The sequence below is a fragment of the Streptomyces sp. NPDC004667 genome, from assembly GCF_040609475.1.
In the GTDB taxonomy this organism is placed as follows: domain Bacteria; phylum Actinomycetota; class Actinomycetes; order Streptomycetales; family Streptomycetaceae; genus Streptomyces.
The window spans coordinates 45,494-65,913 of sequence record NZ_JBEXKC010000018.1 but is presented as its reverse complement, the minus strand read 5'-3'; the positions used below and the strand labels follow the sequence as shown (position 1 = coordinate 65,913).

Genomic DNA, 20,420 nt, shown 5'->3' with positions numbered 1-20,420 from the left:
CCCCAATGGGGCCTCGTTCTCCCCAGATCCTCCCCAGCGGAGGCCGCTTCTGAAGGAGGATCGCCGCTGACAGGGACCGTTGTGCGGGCACCCCGACAGGCTACGCAACGTAGTTGAAGAGGGGGAGCAGGCCCTCACCATTCGCTCGGCCGTACCGGCGATTGGGTGCGGTCCGGCTCGACTGAGCCGCGCCGACCACGTTCGAACTGCTCCACCCGGCGACGCTCCTCGTCTTCGACTTCGCCGAGTACGGCACGCTCGACGGCATCCCCGTCTCGCAGAACCTGCAATACGCACGCGAAGGCGTACGGGACGCTCTCGGCCTGCCGATCGAGTACGGCGTCCTGGTCGAGGCTCTCGCCCGCCTCAACCAGACCGTTGGCCGCCCGTACGGTCCTGGCACCGCCGCAGGCCTGGCCCGCATCGACGCCCTGGACCTCGGTCCCGACGTACTAACTCGCTGTGAGGCGTTGAACGCCCCACAGCGAGAGATTCCTCAGAACCTGGTGCTGCCCCGGCGATGGCGAACCGGCAGCATCAGGCGTGCAGCAACGGTATTTTCGTACCAGTTGACGATGCTGGGCTTGGTGGACCACTTTAGGGGTAGCACCCAGAAGCTGTCCCACTCGCCAAGCTTGGTCGGCTCCGCGAGATGCTGCTTGAGCCGGATGCCCGCCGCACCCGTCCAGGACCTGATGGGACGAGTCTGGCCGGCGTAACAGGCGAGGCCTTCGTGGTTGACCGCGACGTAGACGGCCTTCTCCTCGTCGCCGTCGTACGGCATGTCGAGGCTATGGGCGATGGGACGGCTGGCCATGAGGTTGTCCCCGGCGAGACCAGCGAGATACCGGTAACGGGTCGCGGTCATGGTGACAACCCCGGTCCATGGTGGAGTGCTCACGACTCGTGGTCCTCCGCGGTCATCCGGTTCAGGGCCTTGGCCATCGTCTCGAGCTGCTTGATCGGCCCGTCGGTCTGGTCAAAAGGCAGGAGCGCCGGGGAAGGATCCTGGCTGCGGATCGCCCGGTAGTTCTGGAACGCCTCGTCGGCCAGAACAATCCTGCGGCACAGATCGTTGAAGGCGTTCTCCTCCGCGGAGGCCGAGGTCTTCTCGGCGCTGCCCTGCACCGCGATGCGCACCGCGTGGCGCAAGCGGGCGTCGCGCGCGGTCACCGAGACCGTCGCGTCGTCGTAGGTCTCGATGTTGGTCGTCCCGTCAGGGACCTGAACCCCGAGCAGCGGGACGCCGGCGCGGTTCCGCTTGATGTTCTCGGCCAGCAAGCGCAAGCCCCACGGGAAGGACGTCAGCTTGTCGACGATGCTCGCGACGCTGGAGCGATCGATGAGGTCACCGACTTCCTTCTCGCTGGAACCCTTAGGGCTCGTCAGTCCACCGCCGATTACCAGCGCCACCATGCCGAGGACCCCGAGCAGCCTGGCGTACTGCCCAGGCTCCCCGGTTACGACCTCCTTCTTGCCCCTCGGGGCCAACTCCTTGAGCGCGAGCTCCAGTACTGCATCGACGGTGCGGTCATCGTTGACCTGCGCAGGCTGCCAGGGCTGGTCCACCAACGACTGCCAGATGCAGCCCGAGTTGAGTGCGGTGCGGCTGCGTTCCACGTCGTAGGCGCTCATCACGGCGCCGTAGGAGCGCAGGATCAACTCACTGGCGACGGCCGAGCGGTGCGAGAGCATCACCTTCCGCTTGCCGAACTTCTCCCGCATCGCCTTGTTGAGCTTGGTGGAGTTCTGCGCGCACAACGCGATGACCATCATGGCCCGCAGGTCGCGCAGGTTGGGGTCGAGACCGTACTCCTCCATGATCGCGGAGATGTCCTCCCGGCCGATCAGCAGCTCGACCTCGTCGTAATCGAAGTGTCCGCTCTGCTGCGCCGCGAGGACTATCTCTTCGGCGATGACCGCGTTCTGGGCGCCGGTGTCGAAGGTCTTGACCCCGACGTTCATCCGCACGAGCAGCGAGCGAACGGCCGAGGCGAACCGCTGCATCCCGTGGGTCTCAGGATCATCGTCCTCGTAGCCGACGATCACCTGGACCGGCGCCGTGAGGGCATTCAGCGCACAGACGGCCGCATTGCGCTCCCTCATGTCCTTGAGCGACGTGCGCGCCGGGAGGGCGAGACGATCCTCGTTCACCTTGATGATCTTGCGAGTCAGGTCGCGCCGCTCATTGAGGTCGCAATCCATCAGCATGGACGGCAGCAGCGTCGGGCGCTCGTCCCGGTACTGCTTGCGCAGCCGCTGGGGCAGCCAGCTCGGGTCAATCTTGATCTGCGCGTAGGCGCTGGCCAGCCGGCTGTTGCCGTCCACACTGACCTGCTCCAGCTCGTTGCTCCCCTCGGTGTAGCGCAGGGTCGTGAAGACCGTGGTGAGCGAGCGGTGGATGATGTCGGGGCCGATATCGTGCTGCGGGTTGCTCTTGCGGACGGCCTGGCAGTTGCGGTCAGTAGCCTCCAGCAGGGTGCCCTTGGAAGCCGTGTAGACGAGCTTCGCGAACGTGCCGTCAGACTCCGGCATCGGGACCGCGATGTGCCCGATCCGCCGACCGTCCTTGTTCACCGTCTTGGCGTCGAACGACGGATCAGCGGCGTAGATCAGCTGATCCCCGAGCCGGTCGTTACTCGGGGTCAACGTAAACAGGGTCACGAACTGGCGGGCCTCGATGATCGACAGCCAGCCAGTACCGACCCGGTGGCGGGTGACGTGGAACCCGTTGGGCTCTACGCAGGACATGGCCAGCCGGCGGAGCGAGTCCGGATCCAGGCGCACGCCCCTAAGCGCGCTGACCTCAGCTGCGGTCTTCGCGGCCGATCGCGGGTCCATCACCCGCAGCGTCGGCGTGCCATTGACGGTGGTGGCCGCTACCGGAATCAGCTGGAGCTGCGCTTCGGTCGCCTCAGCATCGAGGTCGTCGCTCGGGTCGTCAGCTGTATTTCCGGCAAGAGCAACAGAATTGATGGTCACTGGAAGCGATCTTTCATGGGCGTCCGGAAGTCCGCGTGCAGCGGAGCCATCGGGGCCCACGCACTCGCTGTCTACGCTCGGGGACGCTCGGTGTCCGGCGCTTCGGCGACACCTGCGAACGTTCGTACCGCGACGGCTCCGAGGGCCATCAGCATCTTCTTCAGGGCCGCAGCGCTAAAGATGAGGCGGTACGCCGCTTCGCGAGTGACGTTTCGTCAGATTAGCGGATGGCTCCCAGAATAAGGAAGGGCTTCGCCGGCACGGGGCTGGCACCATGCCGCGATGCTCGCATCTCGTGCTCCTCGGGCCAGGCTGGCGCCCTCGCCTTCCGATCAGGCGTCTTCGTCCTGGTCGCTCATAGCTCAGGCAGCAGCCACGATCACGGTGCCGAACGCGGTGGGACGCATCGGCTTGCCGCGCTGAGCTCGTTCAATGACGGCTTCCATGTCCTCCGCCACACCTACGCCTCGATCCTCCTCGAAGCGGGCGAGTCCATCGTCACGCTCGCCCGGTGGCTCGGTGACTCAAGTCCAACCATCACCCTCGACCACTACTCCCACTTCATGCCGGAGCCCGGCGGTGAGGGCCGCGCAGCCATCGACTCACTGCTCGGCATCGTGCCCGAGTGCGTACCTGAAAGCCTCGTGACGGCGTGATCAGCGGGCGGCACAGCAATGTGCTGTGCCGCCCGTTCCGTTACGCTCTGTGTCCGCGAGATGGTGCCGGTCCATCTGTTCGCCGAGGTGGGCAGCTCGGGATGCGGGGGAGGGCGCTCTTGCGGCGCGCTGCGCATTCTCCCCAGGGGGACGTTCTGTGATGTTCACAGATGCTTAAGTCGACCGTCGCTTCCGGCTCGTTCGCTACAGCCAGTCGCGCTTCTTGAAGATGACGTAGAGGCTCACGCAGACCACTGCCATCAGCAGGATTGCGAAGGGGTAGCCGCCCGCCCACTTCAGCTCCGGCATGTCTTCGAAGTTCATGCCGTAGATGGTGCTGACCAACGTGGGGGCGAAGAGGATGGCCGCCCAGGCGGAGATTTTCTTGAAGTCGTCACCTTCACACCGCTGACCTGCAGAAATCGACAGGAGAGGCACTCTGAACTGCGACGATCCGCCTTTCGGGCCCTTTCGTGGTAGTGCCCGTTGATGCGCCCGATCCTCCCCAGCCGCTCCCCGGAGGGGCTTCATTCTCCCCAGATTCTCCCCAGCGAAGACTGTTGCCGGCAGCGCTGTTACGTGAAGGATTGGTGGCCACTACCGCACCTCTGGACATGTGCGGGGTTGCTCGTCTTGCGGTAGCCACGGCGCGCAGGCAGTGTCGTTGGTAACGGAATGGGCATCAGTGTTGGCGCGCTGTCGTTCCCCATCAAGACTGCATACACCGAAGGCCAGTGATCCTATGGGGGTGGACGGATGAGTAACCTCTTGGGTGCAGTGGACACAGCCCACAGCAACATTGAGCGACTAGCCGAACCGAGCGCACTGCAGGACGCCACTGAGCAAGTGATCACCGTTGCCCGACGCACCGGAGCTCAAGCCGTCCTCGCTGCCAGCCCCGTTGCCGAGCGCTTGGTCGGGGCGCTCCTGTCGGCGTGCAGCGATTTGGTCAGCCTGTCCTCGCAGGGGGCTGCCTACACGCAGACCGTATTAATCGTGGACGTCAACATTGCCAGCGGCACTGCGGTGGCGCAGGCTGCTCGCCACGCCAGAGACCTCGGGGCGCGACATGTTCACGCGGTTGTGCTCCACCAGCTGACTGCAGTGGCAGCGCGAGCCGCCGACTGCGGCGTGGACGGGTTGGACGTACTCGGAGAGCCGCCGCTGGCCCATTCCTCTTCTACGACGGATTCGGGTCTGTGGTAGACGCTGCGGGCAACGAGGCAAGGGCCGCAGCAGCGGCCGCCGAACGCTTAGGGTCCAATGCCTTACCGCGTGCAAGGGCATCTGCCTTGGTTAGGCCAAGCGCCTCGCCGACCTCCTTGCCACTGCGGTAGGCCACCTGATGGATCTTGTGATCGCGGCAGACGTAGCCGAGAGCACCTTCGATCATGAGGCGATGACGCGGTGCCGCCTTGCGATTACCAGCAGGGCTGACGTCCGCAACGCAGACCACCACGGCGTCGGGATTCAATGCCGAGAGCTTGCTACTGAGCTTGCGCCCCAAGTCCTCGACCTGGTCGATGACCTCCGACGCCGCTGTTCGAAGGTCGCACGCCTCCTGCAGGTGTGGCTCGCCCTGCGATCCCTCCAGCACGACGCAGTTAACTACAGGGCCACGTCCTGCCGTTGGAAAGCCCACACTGATCCCCAGTACCTCCATGCCCAGCACTATAGAGTGACGTTCATGTCGGGAACGGTCATCGCCCAGATCGGCAACCGCCAGGTCGGGAATCGCATCAGTGATCGCTACGAGGTGCTGGAACGCCTTGGGGGTGGATCTGGCGGCCAGGTCTATCGTGTCTTCGATGAGCACCTTCGCACCGAGGTGGCGCTAAAGCTCTTCGAACCGCTGCAAGGCCAGCCGGCGACGTGGGACGAAGCCCAGGCCCTCAAGAAGTTGCAGAGCCAGTACCTCCTCCCCGTCTATAACGCTGACATCGCCAGCGGGACCGACATCCGCTACATCACCATGCCCGTCATGGACGGTGACCTCGAGTCAGCCGCGGCACTGTTCGGTGCTGACGTCGCGAGGGCAGTGCACTGGGGCCAGCAGCTCGGGTACGGGCTCGAGCGCATCCACGCCGCTGGCCTACTGCATCGCGACGTCAAACCAGGAAACGCCTTCGCCGACAACGGAAACAACGTATTGCTGGGAGACCTCGGCTTCGCCGCACGGATGGATGGCGATGGTCATACCGCCGCAAACGGAACCCTCGCCACTGTGGCTCCCGAGGTGTTGAGCACCGGCAAATGTTCGGTGGCCTCAGACGTCTACTCCCTAGCGGCCACCCTGTTTTACCTCCTGTCGGGGCAGTACCCGAACGGGCCCATAGCCGTCAGCCTGACGGCCCGCAAGGAGCGGATCCTCCAAGCCCAGTTCGACAAGCTGCGTGACATTGCCCCGCATGTCTCCCAGAGGCTCGGCAGTGTCGTCGAACGAGGACTCTCCATCGATCCAGCTGCTCGTCCCAGGAGCGCGCAAGAGCTAGCAAACGAACTCGCTCAATGCTCACACCCTCACCGACCTTGGCGCCGTGTCACACCCCACGACGGTCACGACCAGTGCTTTGAAGGGGGTGCCACCAACACGGCGAAGGCCGTCTCGGTCTGTGCGGTGCGGGACGAACGGCGGCGCTACAGCATTGAGGTACGCCACCCGGCAGGCCGGCGCGCACGCCAACACGAGAAGGGCGGAGTCCAACCGGAGAGCCTCCCGGCCGCTTTGCGCGCTGTGCTTCGAAATTTGAAGTGACGCTGCTTCGACTGCTCGCCCTCGTCTTCAGGAAACGCGGGCGCTAAGCGGCCATGCGTCGACCTGGCCATGAGGAGGATGGTGAGGGGGTAGTCGGCGGCGGGCAGGGTTTCGAAGCTCATGCCGTAGGTGGTGCCGACCAAGGTGGGGGTGAAGAGGATGGCGACCTCTGAGGAGCCTTGAAGTCGTCACCTCGCGGGACGAACCTGCGGCAATCGATGGGAGAGGCCTTCTGACCTGCGGCTACCCGTCCTTCAGGCTCCTTCGCCGTGCTGACTATTGATGCGGCTAATCCTCCACGGCGGCTCCCCAGCCGAGCCTCATTCCCCCCAGCGCCTGAGGGAATGAGCCAAACGCATGCCAGGAGGCACGCTCTGTCGGACGATGGAGGTGCATGGGAGCGGCTGACAGCTGGAGACAGGGGAGAGGCATGCGCGTTGACGTACGGGTGGCGGCAGAGGCTGACGAGTTGCGCTCACTGCACAACTGGCTACGGGCAGACATGGACATCCGCAGGTCATCCTCGCTGACACTCCAGGAACAGCCTCCCGAGCCCGGGCAGATGGGCGGCTTGGTGGATGTCATCCAGTTGGTAACCGACAACGGGTGGAGCGCTGCCTCCTTCGTTGTCGCGTTGGCCGCTTGGAAGCGAACAAGGCCCCAGGACCCGCGGATCGAGATCAGGCGGGGTGAAACCGTGATCGTTCTTACGCAATGCAGTGATGGCGAGATCGACCGTGCCGTCCGAGCTCTTGAGGCTCCGGCTCCCGATGATGCCCCAGACACGTGAGTGCCCTTCCCGACCCTGGCGCGACCCGCGCTGTGCTGATCGGCACGAGTCGCTACGACCATCTTGAGCAACTGCCGGCAGTGTCCAACAACCTGACCGCTTTGGCTGCTGCGCTGACAGAACCCTTCTCGTGGGGGTTGCCGCCGGAACACTGCGTGACCCTCTCCAACCCCACGACTGCTGAGATGACCATGGCCGCGGTACGGGCGGCAGCCGAGCAGGCGCGTGACACCGTGCTCATCTACTTCGCGGGTCATGGGCTGGTTGACCCAGAAAATGATCTCTATCTGGCCATGCCGCAGTCCAGGCAGCAACGGGTCGAGACCGGGTTGTCCTATAGATGGCTCCGGCAGGCGCTCCTAAACGGCCGGGCCGAGCGATGTGTCGTCGTCCTCGACTGCTGCTATAGCGGCCTTGCGCTGGGGTCGATGGGCGGACCGGTAGACCTGGCCGATCAGGCATCCGTGGAGGGGACATTCCTGCTCGCTGCTGCGGCAGAAACGCGTACAGCACTTGCCCCACCAGGTGAGCCGTTCACCGCCTTCACGGGAGAGCTCCTGAATGCCCTTCAGGTGGGCATACCCCACGGCCCTGAGTTGCTGGAGTTCGGTGCACTGTACCGACACATGCGCATCAGTTTGGCGGCCAAGGGGCGTCCCGCACCCCAGGCGAGAGACAGGAACACGGGAGCACAACTAGCTCTCGGCCGTAACCCTGCGTACCTACCTGCAACGGGGTCTGCTCCTTCCGCTGGCGAGAACCACGCGTCAGAACGCTCCTGGCCCAACCCCTCGGATATTCGCACCGTCAAGGGCTTCTTTAAGGCACTGTCAGACGTTCGCGTCACGAGCGGCCTCACCCATCAATTGGTCAGCCGACGCTCTGGTGGGCGCGTCTCAGCTGGCACCGTCAGTCGGCTCTTGAACCGCGAGAGCCTGCCTAGCACCTGGCAGACCACAGCGGCGTACCTGTCTGCCTGCGGCGTTCCAGATGCACAGGTCGCTGAGTGGCAAGCCGTGTGGATGCGGCTGTTGGCAGAGACGACGATCGAGGCGGCTGCTCAGCCCGCCCCACAGCCGAGCCAGGACCATAGCCCCACATTGATAGAGCGACTGGCAGGGAGACTATCCCGACGAAACGGCCGCAGTTGAGATCCCCGTTCAGGGAGTAGTTGCGGCGGTCGGGAGCGGCTGCTGCGGAGCCGGAGCCTCGCTGTCATCACCAAAGATCGTGTTCCAAGCAGCGATGGCCAGCAGCGCAGCCACGACAATGACGCCCGTCGCAGGCTTCTTCACCTGCTTGACGGCTGACGGCCGCACCCAGTGCCCTGCCCGGTAGTAGGGCTTGTCGCTCTTCTGCGCCACGGCGCTCTCCCCCGAAATGAGACTGCTTCTCTACACCTTTGCCAGTGTGGCAGCGTCCAGCCGAACGAGGGGGCAAACGATTACGTGCGGCCGATTCTGAACCGCCCGGGTCCGGTTCCACCGGCTGGCCATGGGTGAAGCCAATCACCCTCGCCGCGGATGACAGCTGTGTCAGCCAGCCTTGTCGACAGCAGTTGCCGTTGCGGTATGGCGGCGGCGCGAGTCCTGCGGTACTACCTGCTGAAGAGAAGTGCCCTGGTGAGCACGCGGGTCATTCCGTCGACCTACGATCCCTGCGCGTTCTCAGCGGCGAAGACGGCCACTCGGAAGACGTTGCGGATCTCAGTCAGGGGCTCGCGGTCGCGGTTGAAGCGGAGCTTGTTGGTGAGGAGGGTGGCCCAGCGGCCCTGGACCGGGCTGATCCACATGCCCGTACCGGTGAAGCCGTAGTGGACCCAGATGTCCTCGGTGGGGTCGGTGCCGGGGGCGGGGTGCCAGAAGAGGCCGCGGGCGGGGGTGAGGGGGCCGGTCTGGAGGCGGAGTGAGTCCTTGATCCAGGCTCGGCCGAAGGCCGCCCTGGTGGGGGCGAGCATGTGGCGGAGGAACACAGCGAGGTCGTCAAGGACGGAGAAGGTGCCGGCGATGCCGCAGACGCCGCCGAGGAGGCGGGCGGAGAAGTCGTGGGCGGTGCCCTTGAGGTGGGTGCCGGTGGTGTCGTCGTACTCGGTGGGGGCGCAGCGGGCGGCTTCGACGGCGGGGAGGGGGCCGAAGCGGGTGCGGGTCATGCCCAGGGGGTGCCAGACGCGGTCGGTGGCGAGCCGGTCCAGGGGCTGGCCCGAGAGGTGTTCGGCGAGGTAGCCGAGGACGAGGGCGGCCCGGTCTGTGTACTCGACGGCCTCGCCCGGTGCGCGGTGGAGGGCTTCGTGGAGGACGCCGTCACGGATGTCCTGGGGGTCGGTGCCGTAGAGGTTCTTCAGGTTGGCCCGCAGGGGCAGGCCTGCGGTGTGGGTCAGGAGGTGGTGGGCCGTGGCCCGGGCCAGGGGGTGGCCGGCGACCTCGTCCCAGAAGGTGCCCAGAGGGGCGTGGAGATCGAGCTTTCCCTCCTCGGCGAGCGTGCCGATCGTCGACCAGACGGCGAGGATCTTGGTGAGGCTGGCTACGTCGAAGACGGTGTCCAGCCGCATGGGCTCGTCGGGCAGGCCGCGGTGGAGGAGGCCGGCGGCTCCGCTCGCGCGGATGCCGTCGGCGTCCCCGATCGCCCACACCGCGCCGGGGTAGACCTCCTCGCGTACGCCGGTCTGCAGGAGGTCTTCGATTCGGGCGGTGGAGGGCGTCGTCATGGTCTCCCGATCGTCGAACGGCCGCGGGTGGTCCGTCAGCCAGGGTAGTGAGGCCGCTGGGACGGTTCCGACTCCGCCACGGGCGGAGTCAGGCGAGCCGGTGGCTGGGTGATCCCGGTTCACTTCTTCCTTCGACTCTCTGTGGGGGCCTGAGTGACGAATTCGGGTGCGGGATTCGGCGTCGGCGTACCGTGCTGGGGGTGACGGATACGACTCGAGAAGATGGTCTGGCGGCAGTGCTGCCCGCTCTCTCCGACGCGTTCGGGCTGGGCGCGGTACGTGATCGACGGTTCCTTGCCCATGGCCTGATGAACCGGAACTGGCGGCTCGTGACGGCTGCCGGTGTGTGCGCGCTCAAGGAGATCACTGACGTTCCTCTGCCCAAGGCTCGCAGGAATCTCGCAGTCCTCGTAGACCTGGCTCGGGAGGGCATCCCGGTGCCGGCGCCGCTGGTAGACGCGAGTGGGGACTTGGTGGTCGAAGTCGGTGGTCACGGCTACTGCGCCCTGCCCTGGGTGGACGGCGAGCACCTTCAAGGGACGGACCTCCCGCTCGACCAGGTCCGCGATCTCGGTGCTCTCCTCGGCCGCCTGCACGAGGGCTTGCGGCGGCATGGGCCCGGCCCGGTTCCGGAGCAGGCACCGGTTGCGAAGGTCCGCGACGTGGCCGAGGCCGACCAGGCCGCCGCTGCTCTCATGAGTCGCCTCCCGACCGATCCGGTGAGCGACTTCGACAAGGCCGCCGCCGAGGCCCTGCACGGCCGCCGCGGTCTCCTCGCCCGGTACGCCGGTGCCCGGCCGGACGGCGAGGAGCCGGCCGGGCCGTACGGGTGGACGCACGGCGACTTCCAGTACCGCAACCTGCTGCGCCGTGACGGCCGGGTGGTGGCAGTACTGGACTGGGACCGGCTCGGGGTCCGTCCGTACGGGGAGGAGGTCGCGCGGACCGCGCAGGTGCAGTTCGGGGTCGGCGGTGTCTTCGACCTCGACCGTGTCGCCGCATTCTGCTCCGGGTACCGGTCCGTGATCGATCTGTCCGAGGGCGACCTCGCCGACGCGGTGAAGCGGCTGTGGTGGAAGCGGCTGACCGACTTCTGGCAGCTGGAGTTCTACCTCGACCGCCAGGACCCCACTTTTGGTGAGATGTTCCTGACGGACGAGGCACTCCTGATCTGGTGGACCGACCGCGCCGACGAGGTGCAGGCCGCCTACGCGGCCCGTTAGCCGGCGGCGGCTGCCGCCGGGATCAGCCCGGCGGCAGCCAGTTCGGGCAGGCACGGCCGGACCAGCGGCGCTGCCCCGGCGAGGGCCTTCGCGCCGAGGCCGGCCCGGTCAGCCGTCTCGATCGCCTGCACCCAGGCGCCCACGTCGTCGGGGTGGACGATGATTCCGCCGTCTCCCACCGCCTCGGGAATGCCGCCGCGGGACGAGCCGATCGTGGGGACGCCGTGGAGCCCGGCTTCCACGATCACCCGGGGGAAGGCGTCCTCGACCTGGGAGGGCACGAGCAGCAGGTCGTTCGCGGCGTAGATCGGGCCCATGGCGTAGGTGCGGGGGACCCAGTGCACGTTTGGGTACGCGGTGAACTCGCCAGCTGTGTCCCACCAGCCCTCGACGAGAGTGAACCGGAGGGCAGGCAACCGGCGGATCAGCTGGTGCAGGAGGGCCGCGCCCTTGGCGGGGATGGGGTTGACCATCAGCACGCTGCCGGGGACGCGGGCGGCCGTGTTGTGCCCCGCGGCGAGGAGGGGCCCGGCGCCTTCGGCCGACGCGAACGACGGGTAGAAGACTACCGCCTTCGTATCGGCGTGGGCCCGGGCCCGTCCCACGACGAACTTCGACGTGGCGAGGGCGACGTGCGGTCGGCCGTGGAGGACGCCCATGCTGTTGGCCGAGACCGAGTGCAGCCATCCGGCGACCCGCGAGGACCGGCGGGCAAGGGCGGCGAGCTCGGCCGCCCGTTCCTGAGAGGTCACCACCAGCTCCGGCCGGGCCTCGGCCAGGAGGCCCTTCAGCGTCGCTTCCACCCTGTCCTGCGGCACGGCCCGGCACGAGACGCCGTTCCACTGGTAGCGGACCTCCCCGCCGGCCTCCTCCCACACGGTTCCGTGGGCCCGGAGGTGGGCGCGCAAGTGGCCGATCTGGGCGGACCCATTCCAGGGGGCCTCGTGGCTGCCGAGGTAGACGACCCGCCAGCCGGCCCGGACGAACTCTTCCGCCAGGAGCTGCTGGGAGACCTCAGCGCCCCCGATCAGCAGCGGCGGCGGGGTCCGCCGCCATGCGAACACCACCGTCGGGCCGGTCACCGGACACCTGCCCAGTACGTGAAGAGGGCTTGCACCACGGCGGCCGTCTCCTGCCGGTCGCCGTCCCCGGAGGCGATGGCCAACTCGGCAGTCGCCGGGCGGCGGACGGGGCGGCAGAAGTAGTCGCGGAAAAGCGTGAGGAAGGCGGGGTCGTGGAGGAAGTACTCGGGCTCCACCTCGTGGTGTCCGGCCGTCTTGCGCCGCAGGTGCAAGAGCTCGGGCGTCACGTCCAGGTACAGGGTGTGGTCAGGCCGCAGGTACGGCATCTCCTCGACTCGCCGGCACAGTTCCGGCAGGATGCCGAAGCCGTGGATCTCGTCCATGGCATGGGCGTGGGCGAGGAGGGTGTCGACGGTCCGGTCCAGGATGACCAGCCCGCCATGCCGGCGGGCGGCGCGCACGCGCTCGCCCTCGATCTCCATGAACGTCACGAACGCCTCCACCTGCTCGGCGGCGGACCGGGTGGCGGGGGTGGGGATGTCCTCGCGGCGCGCGAACGACTTCACGTAGCAGGGAAAGAACATCGCGTCCTGCATCGCCGGCACCTGGCGCAGCCGTCCCAGGGCGGAAGTCTTGCCCCCGTACGAGGGGCCTTCCAGGCCGAGGATCACCACGACCCCCCGAGCCGGTAGAAGCGTTCCGCGAACTGGCCGCGTGGACGGCCGTCCGGGTCAGGCAGCAGGTTGGCGGCGACGGTGTGGGCGTGCCGGATCGGCCGGTACATCTTCCGCGCGGGGTGCATCTGCGAGCCGTGCATGTGGAGCAGGGTCACCTTGTCCAGGACAGTGCCCGTGATGTCCTCGACCTCCGGGTCGAGGATGTCGCGTACCCGCTGCCGGAACAGCTGCCGGTCGCATCCGGACAAGGCATAGGTGGACCAGAAGGCGACGTCCTCCCAGAACCACCGGCAGCCCAGGCGGCGCGCCGCCTCGTGGACGGCGAGGTGGTCCGGGTGGCGGGTGACGGCGGCCGGGGCGAGCAGTTCCGCGTCGTCCATCCCGTCCAGCACCTCGGCGAGCTCGGAGGTGATCCGGTCCACCTGGGTCGGCTCGGGTGCCCGGTACGGCTTCTCGGCGTCCTTGTGCCCCAGACCGACCCGGGCCCCTCCCAGGGGCAACAGGGACTGGGCGGCTTCGCGGTCGCGGAGTCCGGAGACCGCCTCCACGCTGTTGTAGGTGCTTTCGAGGGAGGGGTGGACGCTGCGCGAGCGGGTGAAGACGGTGACCACGGTCAGCGGCCGGGGGCGGGCGAGGAAGGTCCCGGAGGCGGACAGGACGAAGTCGTCGTGGTGGGGTTCGATGACGACCACCGGCCGCCCGGACGGCTTGCGCGGCTCGATCCAGTACGGCGCGAGGGTCAGCGGCGCCGTCAGCGTCATGATCTCCTTCGACCCGGTCAGGGAGTCCATCCAGGACCGGTGCGCGGTCAGGAGGTCGGTGGGGAAGGTGTAGATGCCGTCGGCGTCCGGCAGGGGAAGGCGGGTCACCTGAGGTTCTCCGATCATCGGACGGTGGTGGCGTACCAGTTGCGCCAGAAGCGGGGCGAGGTCAGGCCGAGGCGGACGATCACGGGGTTCTGCCACCAGAGCATCCGGGCCGTGGACCAGGCGTCGTAGCGGCGGGTGGAGGGCCGCACGCGGAGGTCTTCGAGGACCGCGACGGGACCGCCCGTGCGGCGGCCGTAGGCGGTCAGTCGGGCGAAGAACTCCATGTCCTCGCTCATGAAATAGTCCGGCCGGTAGCCGTGTACGGCCTTGAACGCGTCTCGGGTGCAGAACTGGTTGACTCCCTGTGCACCCCCGTGGCGGGCGCGGTGGTGGTCCCAGTAGGCGCAGATCAGACGGGCCCCGAACCGGGCGGGAGTGTAGAGCGGTGGGATGGCCCCGCCGACGGCCCCGGTGCCCATCGCGGCGACGGCGGCGGTGATCCCCTCCAGCGGTAGGGCCACGTCGGCGTCGACGAAGAACAGCATCCGTCCCTCGGCCGCGCGGGCTCCGGTGTTCCGGGCCAGGCCGATGCTGCGGACGGGCTCCGTCACCACCCTGGCCCCCAGTTCCTTCGCGACGGTCGAGGTGTCGTCGGTGGAGGCGTTGTCCACCACGATCACCTCCCCCGCGAGTCCGGAGCCGGCTTCCCAGGCTCGGAGGGAAGCGAAGACGGTGGGCAAGTAACGGGGCAAGTACTTGGCCTCGTTGTAGGCGGGGATGATTACCGACAGATCGGGATCGGTCACAGCACAGTCCTTCCTGCTTGCGGGGACAGGGCGAGGTGAAGGCGGGCCGCCCAGGCGTCGAGGTCGCGGCCTTCCCGGTGGGCTGCGTAGGTCCAGCCGCGTACGGCCTGGAAGGCCACGTAGGCGTTCAGGAGCCGGGCGTCGACGGGCCGTCCGTAGGCGGCGGCCATGAACACCCGGTCGGACGGCTCCAGGGCATCGCAGGTCACGAGGGTCTGGGCGAGGTCGTACTCGGGGACCTCCACGGTCGCGGCCTCGAAGTCCACGAGGCAGTCGGGGAGGAGTGGCTGGCCGTATTCGCCGGCGGTGAGGCGTCGGACGCCTCCGTGGATCACGTTCTCCAGGTGGAGATCTCCATGGCACCACACGAGCCGTTCAAGGCGGGTCCCGGCTGCGATGACCTCCAGGGCAGGCGCCAGCCGGACGAAGACCTGTTTGGGGCAGTGGGCGGCCAGGGCGCTGACCTGCTGGCCGATGCCCGGGGCCAGGGGGACGCCGGGCGGGGCCTTGGCGCCGTGGAAGGCCGCCATCAGCAGGGCGAGCCGCAGCAGGGCCGCGGGACGTGGGATCTGCCCGGCCCGGACGGCGTCGCCCAAGGTGCTCGTTCCGGCATCGGCGGTGACCAGGGCGGAGACTGTCAGACCGGGAACGGGGCCGTGCCCGATCACGACCGGTACCCGCACCCGCCCGGTTGCGGTGACGGCGGCAAGGAGGCGGGCCTCGTCAGCCGCTCCGTGGGCGGTGTCGGCCGTGAACAGCTTGACCACCACAGAGCGGCCGTCGGCGAGACGGACGCGGTAGACGTCCGTCTTCGGCCCGTGGTGGACCCGGACAGTCTCGGCCGGCGCCGACCCGGTCAGCTCCGCGCAGGCGCGCTCCACTGCCGGGAACGTGCCGCCGCCGCCGGTCACCGTGCACCCGCCCCGGCCAGGTGCCGCAGCGTGCGGTGCATCTGCTGCCGGTAGGCACGCACGTCCTCCGTGCCGGGGCACGCGCGCATCCACGGCTTGTGGCCACCGACGAAGTGCACCACGTGCCCGTCCCGGCGGGTGACCGGGCGGCGGAGGACCCGGCGGACCCAGTCCCCCCGCTCGAGGAACCGGTCCACCTCGAACCGGTTGAACACCGGCCCGACCGGGTGCGCGGCCCCGGAGGACAACAGCCAAAGGTTCAAGGCGCACTGGTCGTTGTGCTTGATGTACTGCCGCCCGCCGACCAGGGCCCGCTGGACCCCGGCCCGCATGGGGGCGAGCATCGGCACGGGGACCCACAGCATCCCGGCATTGAAGTAGGTGCGCCCCACCAGGTGGGGCCAGCGCTCGGCGACCCCGGGGAGTGCCGGGCACTGCCCGACGGCCGGGTTGAACTCGTCCTGAACAGCGCCGATCCGGTCCGCCGACAGTCCGTCCAGGGGCGCGGAGACGTCGCCGCGCACGTGTACGTCCGCGTCCACGTAGATCAGGAACGGCCGGTCGAGGAAGCCGGGGGTGAACCCGAACCTCAGGTAGGTGGCGACGGAGATGTAGGCGGTGTCCGCCATCACGCTCTCGGCCGGCGGGGTCTGCCAGCGCAGGTCGAAGGAGCCGAACCCGCAGCGGCGGGCGAAGGACTCCATCACGGCGGCCTGCCCCGGGGACAGACCGTTGGTCAGTACCCGTACCGCGCTCTCGCGGCGGTCGGCCACCGGCAGGTGGTCGGCGACCGACCCGAGTGTGACCATGGCGGGCAACAGATAGCGGGCATCGACGCACATGCCGATCGCGTACACGCGGGGTGCCTCCAAGACGAGGTTCGACGGGGCCCGGCGCTGGGCCGGGGCACGGTGGCCGTCTGCTCGCCCGTATACGGAGAGACGACCGGCCCCACTGGTGTCGGTGGGGCGCTGTTGTCACCTGCCGCGGCCGGGCAGGTGGCGGGCTTCCGGCACCGGCGCCTCCGGGCAGGCCGGCGCCGGAAACGATTCAGGCCTGCCGCAGGAGGTCCGTGTACCGGGCGAGGTGGGCCGCTGACTTGGCCAGCAGCCGCAGCGCTATCGCCGGATCGGTCCCGCAGTCCCGGGCGACCTTGCGGGCGAACCGCACGGTGGCGGTTGCGATGTCCTTCTGTCGGCTCTCCGGCAGCAGGTCCGCGTATCGTTCGGCGGGCACCGCCAGGGTGCGGACGTGCTCGCGCAGCCGCTCCCGCAGCCGGACGGACGCCTCCCCGGCCGGTTGGTGGTCGGCGAGGGCGAGGGCGGCCTCGACGTCCCCGGCGACGGCGGCAGTTACAGACGTGATCGCGGTCTCCTGGTCGGCGGAGGTGACCGTGGCTGCCCCGCTCGGTACTGCTGCCACTTCGTGCGCGAGTACGGTCACGATTCCTCTCCCATCCGGCTGCTACCAGTTCGGCTGTGCGGACAAGTAACCCGCCACCGAGCCGCGTTGGACATGACGAATCGGCTCGTGCCTACTCGCGTGACCACTGACGAAAAGTCCCGACCTCCACTACCTTGGATGTCAGCCCCACCCCTACCGTGGCTGCATGGTGCGGAAGCGGAACGCGGAATTAGAGACCTGGATGAAGGAACACGGGCTCAGTGCGGGCGCTCTTGCCGAGCAGGTCAACGACGCCATGGCAGACCTCACAGGCCACCGCGGCGCCGTCACCGAACGGACGGTCTACCGGTGGCTGTCGGGAGAGAACCGCTCGCCCCAGGACCGCCAGTGGCAGGCTCTGGAGGTCGTCTCCGGGCTTCCTGCGACCGACCTGGGGTTCGTACCCCGTGCCCGCCCCCGTCCCATAAAGCCCTCGGCACGACTGGAGGCCCCTGTGCTCGGCCGTCGAAGCTTCATCTCCGTAGCCACCGGCGCCGCCGTCGCCGTGTCCACCGGCACTGCGACCGCAGCAACCCGACCCACCGTCGGGCATTCCGACGTCGATCGCCTGCGCGTTCTGCTGGCCGAACTGTGGCTCCTGGACGACCAGAACGGTGGCGGCCCCGTTCTGGAGAGGCGCGCCGCCGATCTTGCCGCCCGTGCGCTCAGCCTCCAGCAGCACGGCTCCGCCAGCCAGCGGGTCCGCTCCCGCCTCTACGCCGTCGCCGCGTCCTTCACGGCCTTCGCCATGTTCTCCGCCATCGACGCCCGCCGGCTGGGGGAGGCCCAGCGCTACCTGGAGCAGTCCGTCACCCTCGCAGGGCTCTCCGGAGACGGACAGGTCCAGCACCAGACCTGGCGGTACGCCGCCATGCTCGCCGGACAGCGGGGCCGTTACGCCGACGCCTTAGCTGCGGCCGAAGCCTGCACCGGCACCCGGGCGCACCGCACCGACCCCTTCTACGCCTCGCTGACCCACTCCCGGATCGCCCTGACCGCCGCCAGCCTCGGTGACAAGACCCGTGCCCTCCGAGCCCTGGACCGGGCCCACGGTGCCTACGACCGGGCCGATCCCGCCGAGGCCCGTCCGTCTTCCGTCGCCTTCTACACCCGGGGCGAACTCCACGGCCTGACCGGCATCACCCACTACCGGCTCGGCGAAGCAGAGAAGGCCGAGTTCCACGCCCACCGGTGCATCGCCGACCTCCGCGATGACCAGCACCGCAACCGCGCCTACTACCTCTCCCAGGCGGCTCTCGCGCAGGTCGCCCAAGGCGACGTCGAGGAGGCCGTGGCCACCGCCACCCGCGTCATCACCCCGACCGGCGCCGACTCCGGCCGGGTCCCCCACCTCCTGGACAGCTTCACCTCCGCACTCAACCAGGCGGCCCCCAAGTCCGCCGTCACCCGCCAGTGGAACGACCGCACCCGCACTGCCTGAACCGCCACGCGACAAGGAGCACCATGCCCGCCCCCGAGATCACCCTTCACCGCTACGGCACCGACCAGCTGGCTACCATCCGCCCCACCCTGGTCGGTGTGTACGCCGAGGTGTACGAGAAGGAGATCGGCGAGGACCCGTTCTTCTCCGTCGACCGTTTCGAGGGGCGTCTCACAGGCCACTCCTCCCGCCCGTCCTGGGAGGCGGTGGTCGCCTACGACGGTGGCGAGGCCGCCGGCTACGCCTACGCCGCGGCCCTGCCCCAGAACACCGGCTGGTGGGCGCACATGCTCCAGCCGCTTCCCGAGGCGGACACGACCGAGGACGGCACCCGTACCCTCGCGCTCTTCGAGATCATGATCCGGGCTCCCTGGAGGGGCACGGGCCTGGCGCACCGGATCCACGAGGAACTGCTGGCCGGGCGCACGGAGGAACGCGTCACGCTGCTGGTCGAACCCGGCCACCCGAAGGTGAAAGCCCTCTACGAGGGGTGGGGGTACCAGCACATTGGCGACCAGCAGCCGTTCCCCGACGCGCCTGTGTACACCACCATGCTCCGGACGTTGAGGTGATGGCAGTAGGTCTGTAGGGCGATCCTCGTGGGGGGCAGGGGTGTGGTGGTGAGTCCTAGCAATCGCTGATGAGTTGATCGGTGGCGTCCTGGACGCGTGTGGAAGCCTGGTGGATCGAGTCGAGTACGGCGTCGAGTTGGATGTCGGTCGGCCGGCCGCCGGAGTTGACGGCGCGTGTGAGCTGGTTCAGGTTGTTGCCGATTTGGCCGAGGCGCCTGCGGGCAGCGAACAGCTCTTGAACTCCTGGAGTAGGGGGCGTACCCCATGGATTCGGGCTTCGGCATCCGTCGAGGTGGCAGCTTCCCGGGGACCGAAGCCGCCTGCCAGTAGCCACAGGAAGTCGCCCACGTCGCGGGCGACGACACCGGTCTCTCCCTCGGTCGAGATGTGCTCTACAGCCAGTCGCGCTTCTTGAAGATGATGTACAGGCTGGTGCAGACGACCGCCATCAGGAGGATCGCGAAGGGGTAGCCGGCCACCCAGTGGAGTTCCGGCATGACCTCGAAGTTCATGCCGTAGATCGTGCCCACCAGGGTGGGGGCGAAGAGGATGGCGGCCCAGGAGGAGATCTTCTTGATCTCCTCGTTCTGTTCGAAGCCGGCTTCCGCCAGGGCGCGCATTTCGGCGTTCTGTTGTTGGGAGACGAGGGTGGCGTTGACCGTGAGGATTTCGGTGAGGGCCTGGCGGAAGCCGTCGACGCGTTCGCTGGTGTGGGTGACGTGGTCCGCCACGTCGCGGAGGTAGCGCTGGAGTTCCTCGTCCGTGCCGTACTTGGCGAAGCCGGCCATCAGTGCGTGGAGCATGCCGACCAGGGGGCGGGTGGCGCGCTGGAACTCGACCATTTCGCGGGAGAGTTCGTAGATGCGGCGGGAGACTTCGGGGTCGCCGCGGAAGACCTCGGTCTCGATTTCGTCCATGTCGTTCTGGACGCCCGCGACGACCGGGGCGTAGCCGTCGACCACGGCGTCGAGGATGGCGTAGAGCGCCGCCTCCGGGCCAAGGGAGAGGAGGTCCGGGGTCTCCTCCATGCGGCGGCGGACCGCCGAGAGGTCGGGGGCCGCGCCGTGGCGGACCGTGATGAGGAAGTCCGGGCCGACGAAGACGTGGAGTTCCCCGAAGTCGACCTCCTCCGGGGCGTCCAGGTAGCGGGCCGCGCGCAGGACCACGAAGAGGGTGTGGCCGTAGCGCTCCAGCTTGGGGCGTTGGTGGGCCTCCATGGCGTCCTCGACCGCGAGGGGGTGGAGGTTGAACTCGGCTGCCAGGGAGTGGAGTTCGGATTCCGTCGGGCGGTGCAGGCCGATCCATGCCATGCCGCCGTGCTGTTCGCGCAGCTGCCGGAAGGTGTCCGCGAGGGTGGCGGGGGAGGCGACCCGGCGGCCGTCGCGGTAGACCGCGGAGTCGATCACGCTGCGGTGGTCCGCGGGGACGGGGGCGGCCGCGCCCGCCGGGCCGGAGGCGGCCGGCGGGGCCGGGGAGGAGGGGCCGGACGGGCGCAGCCATCCCGAGCGCTTCGCGGACAGGGAGGAGGGGCGGCGGTCTGGGCGCTCCGACATCGCAGGTCAGCTCCCGGTCGAACGGGTTTTTTGCGGGCAAAAGGCAGGATATAGGTCAGGGAGGGGCGAGGGGCGT

20 protein-coding genes and 2 pseudogenes are annotated in these 20,420 nt (G+C 68.2%); 7 read left to right on the top strand and 15 right to left on the bottom strand.

Annotated elements, in window-relative coordinates; genetic code table 11:
• Positions 1 to 496 precede the first annotated feature (496 nt).
• The gene (locus ABZW32_RS13170; protein ID WP_356214894.1) at positions 497 to 868 is read right to left on the bottom strand and encodes a hypothetical protein; all 372 of its coding nucleotides are present in this window, start codon (positions 866 to 868) and stop codon (positions 497 to 499) included.
• Between the two features lie 29 nt (positions 869 to 897).
• A complete protein-coding gene (locus ABZW32_RS13165; RefSeq protein WP_356214892.1) occupies positions 898 to 2,982 on the bottom strand; it encodes a hypothetical protein in 2,085 nt (694 codons plus the stop codon).
• Between the two features lie 434 nt (positions 2,983 to 3,416).
• Between ABZW32_RS13165 and ABZW32_RS13160 the strand changes: the two are divergent.
• Positions 3,417 to 3,638 (top strand): annotated as a pseudogene (locus ABZW32_RS13160) (site-specific integrase); the annotation flags it as partial.
• Positions 3,639 to 3,842: 204 nt separating this feature from the next.
• Here ABZW32_RS13160 and ABZW32_RS13155 read toward each other — a convergent pair.
• Both ABZW32_RS13155 and ABZW32_RS13150 read right to left on the bottom strand, forming a co-directional pair.
• Positions 3,843 to 4,040, bottom strand: a pseudogene (locus ABZW32_RS13155) (CorA family divalent cation transporter); the annotation flags it as partial.
• A 778-nt stretch (positions 4,041 to 4,818) separates the two neighbouring features.
• A complete protein-coding gene (locus ABZW32_RS13150) occupies positions 4,819 to 5,301 on the bottom strand; it encodes a hypothetical protein (protein WP_356214890.1) in 483 nt (160 codons plus the stop codon).
• A 24-nt stretch (positions 5,302 to 5,325) separates the two neighbouring features.
• Between ABZW32_RS13150 and ABZW32_RS13145 the strand changes: the two genes are divergently transcribed.
• The 3 genes from ABZW32_RS13145 (at position 5,326) to ABZW32_RS13135 (ending at position 8,334) form a co-directional block, all read left to right on the top strand.
• Positions 5,326 to 6,393, top strand: a complete 1,068-nt coding sequence (locus tag ABZW32_RS13145) for a serine/threonine-protein kinase (protein ID WP_356214888.1) — start codon at positions 5,326 to 5,328, stop codon at positions 6,391 to 6,393.
• A gap of 430 nt (positions 6,394 to 6,823) precedes the next feature.
• Positions 6,824 to 7,183 (top strand): hypothetical protein, encoded by a 360-nt coding sequence (locus ABZW32_RS13140; protein ID WP_356214886.1) that lies wholly within the window; start codon positions 6,824 to 6,826, stop codon positions 7,181 to 7,183.
• On the top strand, positions 7,180 to 8,334 hold the full coding sequence (locus ABZW32_RS13135) for a caspase family protein (protein ID WP_356214884.1): 1,155 nt from the start codon (positions 7,180 to 7,182) through the stop codon (positions 8,332 to 8,334). The genes ABZW32_RS13140 and ABZW32_RS13135 overlap by 4 nt, the downstream gene beginning before the upstream one ends.
• Before the next feature lie 9 nt (positions 8,335 to 8,343).
• Here ABZW32_RS13135 and ABZW32_RS13130 read toward each other — a convergent pair whose 3' ends face one another.
• A complete protein-coding gene (locus ABZW32_RS13130) occupies positions 8,344 to 8,547 on the bottom strand; it encodes a hypothetical protein (RefSeq protein WP_356214882.1) in 204 nt (67 codons plus the stop codon).
• 284 nt (positions 8,548 to 8,831) lie between these two features.
• Positions 8,832 to 9,887 carry a serine hydrolase domain-containing protein gene (locus ABZW32_RS13125; RefSeq protein ID WP_356214880.1) on the bottom strand — a complete coding sequence of 352 codons (1,056 nt, stop codon included), beginning with the start codon at positions 9,885 to 9,887 and terminating at the stop codon, positions 8,832 to 8,834.
• Between the two features lie 47 nt (positions 9,888 to 9,934).
• On the opposite strand from ABZW32_RS13125, the gene ABZW32_RS13120 reads away from it, so the two are divergent.
• Positions 9,935 to 11,110 (top strand): phosphotransferase, encoded by a 1,176-nt coding sequence (locus tag ABZW32_RS13120; protein ID WP_356214878.1) that lies wholly within the window; start codon positions 9,935 to 9,937, stop codon positions 11,108 to 11,110.
• Here the strand turns inward: ABZW32_RS13120 and ABZW32_RS13115 are convergent.
• The 7 genes from ABZW32_RS13115 to ABZW32_RS13085 all read right to left on the bottom strand — a co-directional run bounded on the left by ABZW32_RS13115 (position 11,107) and on the right by ABZW32_RS13085 (position 16,778).
• Entirely contained in the window at positions 11,107 to 12,192 is a 1,086-nt protein-coding gene (locus ABZW32_RS13115; protein ID WP_356214876.1) for a glycosyltransferase, read from the bottom strand. The genes ABZW32_RS13120 and ABZW32_RS13115 overlap by 4 nt on opposite strands.
• Complete coding sequence (locus ABZW32_RS13110; protein WP_356214874.1) at positions 12,189 to 12,803, bottom strand: hypothetical protein; 615 nt, start codon at positions 12,801 to 12,803, stop codon at positions 12,189 to 12,191. Before ABZW32_RS13110 ends, ABZW32_RS13115 begins: the two co-directional genes overlap by 4 nt.
• Positions 12,800 to 13,696, bottom strand: coding sequence for a PIG-L family deacetylase (locus ABZW32_RS13105; RefSeq protein ID WP_356214872.1), 897 nt, complete (start codon positions 13,694 to 13,696; stop codon positions 12,800 to 12,802). The genes ABZW32_RS13110 and ABZW32_RS13105 overlap by 4 nt, the downstream gene beginning before the upstream one ends.
• Positions 13,693 to 14,424, bottom strand: coding sequence for a glycosyltransferase (locus ABZW32_RS13100; RefSeq protein ID WP_356214870.1), 732 nt, complete (start codon positions 14,422 to 14,424; stop codon positions 13,693 to 13,695). Before ABZW32_RS13100 ends, ABZW32_RS13105 begins: the two co-directional genes overlap by 4 nt.
• On the bottom strand, positions 14,421 to 15,305 hold the full coding sequence (locus tag ABZW32_RS13095) for a phosphotransferase (RefSeq protein ID WP_356214868.1): 885 nt from the start codon (positions 15,303 to 15,305) through the stop codon (positions 14,421 to 14,423). Before ABZW32_RS13095 ends, ABZW32_RS13100 begins: the two co-directional genes overlap by 4 nt.
• A gap of 26 nt (positions 15,306 to 15,331) precedes the next feature.
• Positions 15,332 to 16,192 carry a glycosyltransferase gene (locus ABZW32_RS13090; protein WP_356214866.1) on the bottom strand — a complete coding sequence of 287 codons (861 nt, stop codon included), beginning with the start codon at positions 16,190 to 16,192 and terminating at the stop codon, positions 15,332 to 15,334.
• A gap of 193 nt (positions 16,193 to 16,385) precedes the next feature.
• Complete coding sequence (locus ABZW32_RS13085) at positions 16,386 to 16,778, bottom strand: hypothetical protein (RefSeq protein WP_356214864.1); 393 nt, start codon at positions 16,776 to 16,778, stop codon at positions 16,386 to 16,388.
• Positions 16,779 to 16,944: 166 nt separating this feature from the next.
• On the opposite strand from ABZW32_RS13085, the gene ABZW32_RS13080 reads away from it, so the two are divergent.
• A complete protein-coding gene (locus ABZW32_RS13080; protein ID WP_356214862.1) occupies positions 16,945 to 18,219 on the top strand; it encodes a Tat pathway signal protein in 1,275 nt (424 codons plus the stop codon).
• Positions 18,220 to 18,242: 23 nt separating this feature from the next.
• Positions 18,243 to 18,791, top strand: coding sequence for a GNAT family N-acetyltransferase (locus ABZW32_RS13075; RefSeq protein WP_356214860.1), 549 nt, complete (start codon positions 18,243 to 18,245; stop codon positions 18,789 to 18,791).
• A gap of 55 nt (positions 18,792 to 18,846) precedes the next feature.
• On the opposite strand, the gene ABZW32_RS13070 is transcribed toward ABZW32_RS13075, so the two are convergent.
• Positions 18,847 to 19,125 (bottom strand): MobC family plasmid mobilization relaxosome protein, encoded by a 279-nt coding sequence (locus tag ABZW32_RS13070; protein WP_356214858.1) that lies wholly within the window; start codon positions 19,123 to 19,125, stop codon positions 18,847 to 18,849.
• A gap of 58 nt (positions 19,126 to 19,183) precedes the next feature.
• Positions 19,184 to 20,344, bottom strand: coding sequence for a magnesium and cobalt transport protein CorA (locus ABZW32_RS13065; RefSeq protein WP_356214856.1), 1,161 nt, complete (start codon positions 20,342 to 20,344; stop codon positions 19,184 to 19,186).
• Between the last annotated feature and the right edge of the window lie 76 nt (positions 20,345 to 20,420).

Bases quoted from the DNA above. Each gene is read 5' to 3' on its own strand.
- ABZW32_RS13170 (WP_356214894.1), bottom strand. From the start codon at position 868: ATGACCGCGACCCGTTACCGGTATCTCGCTGGTCTCGCCGGGGACAAC.
- ABZW32_RS13150 (WP_356214890.1), bottom strand. From the start codon at position 5,301: ATGGAGGTACTGGGGATCAGTGTGGGCTTTCCAACGGCAGGACGTGGC.
- ABZW32_RS13145 (WP_356214888.1), top strand. From the start codon at position 5,326: ATGTCGGGAACGGTCATCGCCCAGATCGGCAACCGCCAGGTCGGGAAT.
- ABZW32_RS13140 (WP_356214886.1), top strand. From the start codon at position 6,824: ATGCGCGTTGACGTACGGGTGGCGGCAGAGGCTGACGAGTTGCGCTCA.
- ABZW32_RS13125 (WP_356214880.1), bottom strand. From the start codon at position 9,887: ATGACGACGCCCTCCACCGCCCGAATCGAAGACCTCCTGCAGACCGGC.
- ABZW32_RS13105 (WP_356214872.1), bottom strand. From the start codon at position 13,696: ATGATCGGAGAACCTCAGGTGACCCGCCTTCCCCTGCCGGACGCCGAC.
- ABZW32_RS13080 (WP_356214862.1), top strand. From the start codon at position 16,945: ATGGTGCGGAAGCGGAACGCGGAATTAGAGACCTGGATGAAGGAACAC.
- ABZW32_RS13075 (WP_356214860.1), top strand. From the start codon at position 18,243: ATGCCCGCCCCCGAGATCACCCTTCACCGCTACGGCACCGACCAGCTG.
- ABZW32_RS13065 (WP_356214856.1), bottom strand. From the start codon at position 20,344: ATGTCGGAGCGCCCAGACCGCCGCCCCTCCTCCCTGTCCGCGAAGCGC.